Below are 3,615 nucleotides of genomic sequence, written 5' to 3'. Positions count from 1 at the left end.
CCCCGATGAAGGGCCACTTAGTCTGAGTGAAGTCAGACAGATACTCCCACAACTGATCTCAGGACTTCGGGCATTTCACCGACTGGATATGCTGCATCAAGATCTTAAGCCCGGTAATGTCCTGCTTAGTGATGAAGGTGTGGTGAAAATTATTGATTTTGGTTCCACCCGAATAGCTGGTATCGCGGATGTGGCATCGCCGATAGAACGCAAAAAACTGCTGGGAACCAAAGAATTTACCGCGCCTGAATATCTACTGGGAGAACAGGCGGGAGTGCAGGCTGATCAGTTTTCTTTGGGCTCGATTATTTACCAATTGCTGAGCGGACAGTTACCTTACGGAAAGCGTTTCGAAAAACACATAAATCGTCAGCAATTGAGCCGCCTGAATTATAAATCTCTGACGCTAGTGACAAACGATATTCCTGTGTGGGTTGATAAAGCGATAGAAAAGTCCGTACAGCTTAATCCACAACGACGCTATGAAGCCTTATCCGAACTGCAGACGGATCTGCTAAAACCCAACCCGGCATTTTTACAAACTGAATTTGTGCCATTGATTGAACGTCATCCTGTGCGATTCTGGCAAACGTTAGCAGTATTAAGTTTGTTATTTAATCTACTATTGCTGTACCAACTATTGGGTTGATGGTGTCAGATCTTCATTTCTGATCGGTCACAAAGTAAAGAGGGGTCTACTAGGTGAGATTTCAGACTTCGCTTGATTTTAGTGATGGGAAACAACCATTGAAAACTCATTTGTATCAGAAGCAGTAATGCTAATAAACAATGAAAACTGATGATGAGAAATTGTTTAATACTGCGTTTGTTGAACATATATCACCCCACAACAACCAATCTAACAGTGTGGGAAAAATTAGCAGACAAATCTGAATTCAAGCTGAAGGATTTATTCCTGTTTAATACGTTAACAATCCATATTAGTAAAAACCAAAAAGCCGGGACAAGTCCCGGCTTTTTGAGAGATTTTAAATCGACTTATTTAATCGGCAGGAAATACAGTTTTCCGGCTTTCATATCGGGCATCAGAATATGTTTGCCATCGGCTGATAAAGCAATATCGGCTGCGGCTTCATACTCGTCGGTGATTAGTTGTGGCGTAGCTTTAGCTTCATTTAACTGCCATACCTTGCCGTTATTCCAGTCACTGATATATAAAAATCCATCAGTATCCCGAACCAGACCGTCTGCACCCCCAAAACCAGTGTTTACTTTGGTGGCTTTAGCGGAGTCAATATCCAGCTGGAACAAATCACCAGTGCCAAAATCAGCTACCAGCATCTTGTTATAGCCATCCATTAACAAACCATTGGGACGTTTGATACCGGAATTCTGGTTGATGATTTCAGTTACCTTGCCTTTGGCTGTAACTCGATAAATACCGGCATCTTTGCCGTTATCATCACCACTGTCGGACACATAGATATTGCCATGACCATCGATTTCGACATCATTGAGAAACACTGGTTTACCTGGAAAGTCAGCTGATTTAACCATCACTTCGCTTTTGCCATCCAGACTGATTTTCACCAATTGATCGACATCGGCAACGTATAAGGTGTTGTTAAACATATCGATGCCTTTTGGATCGTTCAGGCCATCAACTAACGTTTCAGTGCTGCCATCGGTGTTCACAACAGTGACTTTACCATCACCTTTTTTACCAAACTCACCGATTTCAGTGACAAATACCCGTCCATCCGGATGGGCGATAGCTGATTCCGGCATCATCAGATCTTCTATCGTGTTGTTGCCATGACTTGTGCTGGTGGTTTGAGCATCACTCTGTTGTTCACCGTAACTGACGCGGTAAATCACACCATTAAAATCATCAGAGACCAGCACCGAACCATCAGGTAATTGCAAGACGTCAGTTGGACGTCCCCACGCTTCACCATCCTTTAACCAGCCATCAATAAAGGTTTCATGACCACTGACTTCATTGTTTTCATCAAACGTGACACGCATTAACTGATAGCCAACCGGTTCTGTGCGGTTCCATGAACCATGCTGGGCAATGATGACATCACCTTTGAAATCTTCCGGGAACATGTTGCCGGTATAAAACTTCATGCCTAGTGCGGCGGCGTGTGCTTGAAATTCGACAACGGGATAAGTAACGTCTTTAGGCGGTGTTTTATCGGCCCAGTCTTCATGACGTTCTTTACCGCCGGCATAGTAGGGGAAGCCAAAGTGCATGCCTTTTTCAGGTGCAGCGTTTAATTCACCCGGTGGAATGTCATCACCCATCATATCGGTGTTGTTATCGGTGAAATACAATGTTCCGGTGTCCGGTTGGAAATCCATACCGACAGAATTACGAATACCTTCAGCATAGATTTCAACATCACTGCCATCTGGATTCATCCGGATAATGGTGGCTTCCTGACCTTTTACGTCGCAAATATTACATGGAGCGCCGACGGTGACATAGAGTTTGCCATCGGGTCCAAAGTCAATATAACGCCAGCCATGATGCGCTTTATCAGGCAGATCTTCATAAATCACTTCGCGCATTTCTTTAAAGGGTAGGCTCAGATCAAAGCCGGGCGCTGCATAGCGGGCAATACGGTTTTGTTCGGCAACATATAAGTTGCCCTGATACATGGCGACACCGTTACCCACTTTAAGGTCGTCAAGAATAGTGACCACTTCATCGGCTTTACGATCTTTATTACGATCCACTACTGCATAAGCTTTTTGGCCACGGGTACCGACAAACACGGTACCGGTGGACTGGCCCAGTGCCATTTGCCGTGCGCCAGGCACTTCTGCATAAACTTCAACTTTAAAGCCATCAGGTACATTGAGTTTATGCAGGTTTTTTTCGACATCAGCTGCATCGGCGAAGCTAGCAGTGCTAATTAAACCAAGCGAAGCAAGGGTTAAGGCACTTAGAGTCTTGAGGTTAAACTTCATAGGATTCCTCCATTGTGAAAAGCATTAGGTTTTTGATGTGGTGACAATGATTTTGCCAATTTGTTGGTTGGATTCCATGTACTGATGTGCAGCAACAATGTCATCCAATAAATAGGTTTTGGCAATAACCGGTTTGAGGTGGCCAGCCGCTAAGCCTTTTTCGATAAATTCCACACCGCGTTGTAAACGTTCGGCATCCTGGCTGATTTCAAACAGGGTATAACCACGGAAGGTGAGGCCTTTTGCCAGAGCAGTAAATAATGGAAAAGGTGTTGCGTCAGTGCTTAACGCACCGTAGACGAAAATTTGTGCGAATCGTCCACAGGCGTTGGCTAATTCATTTAATGCAGGCCCGGCGACAGGATCAAACACCATATCCGCACCTTTACCACCCGTAATCAGCTGGACCTGTTCGGTTATTTGCTGGGAGTCACTGACAATAACATGTTTGGCGCCATGTTCAAGCAACAAGGCCTTTTTAGCCGCTGTGCGGGTGATTGCTACTGGAAGGGCACCAACATGATTCGCTATCTGAATGGCGGCCAGACCGACACTGCTCGATGCCGCTGGAATCAGTAATGTCTGTCCTTGGGTTAACTGCCCAATATCAACCAATGCACCCCATGCGGTGAGATATTGCATCCACACAGCTGCTGCCTCATCGTCAGAAATACT

At 45.0% G+C, this 3,615-nt stretch carries 3 protein-coding genes; 1 reads left to right on the top strand and 2 read right to left on the bottom strand.

Annotation, left to right across the window (positions count from 1 at the left end; genetic code table 11):
- On the top strand, positions 1–649 hold a 649-nt coding region (locus B3182_RS02195), incomplete at its 5' end, for a serine/threonine protein kinase (RefSeq protein ID WP_292751373.1).
- A 350-nt stretch (positions 650–999) separates the two neighbouring features.
- On the opposite strand, the gene B3182_RS02190 is transcribed toward B3182_RS02195, so the two are convergent.
- Together B3182_RS02190 and B3182_RS02185 are read right to left on the bottom strand one after the other, a co-directional pair.
- A complete protein-coding gene (locus B3182_RS02190; protein WP_292354145.1) occupies positions 1,000–2,940 on the bottom strand; it encodes an SMP-30/gluconolactonase/LRE family protein in 1,941 nt (646 codons plus the stop codon).
- Positions 2,941–2,964: 24 nt separating this feature from the next.
- Positions 2,965–3,615 (bottom strand): zinc-dependent alcohol dehydrogenase family protein (locus B3182_RS02185; RefSeq protein ID WP_292751370.1); only part of this gene is annotated, 651 nt, incomplete at its 5' end.

This window comes from Methylophaga sp. UBA4204, assembly GCF_002379485.1.
Lineage (GTDB): Bacteria > Pseudomonadota > Gammaproteobacteria > Nitrosococcales > Methylophagaceae > Methylophaga.
This window is presented reverse-complemented; position numbering and strand designations above follow the sequence as displayed.

Excerpts from the sequence above, each read along its gene's own strand:
- B3182_RS02190 (WP_292354145.1), bottom strand. The coding sequence starts at position 2,940 with ATGAAGTTTAACCTCAAGACTCTAAGTGCCTTAACCCTTGCTTCGCTT.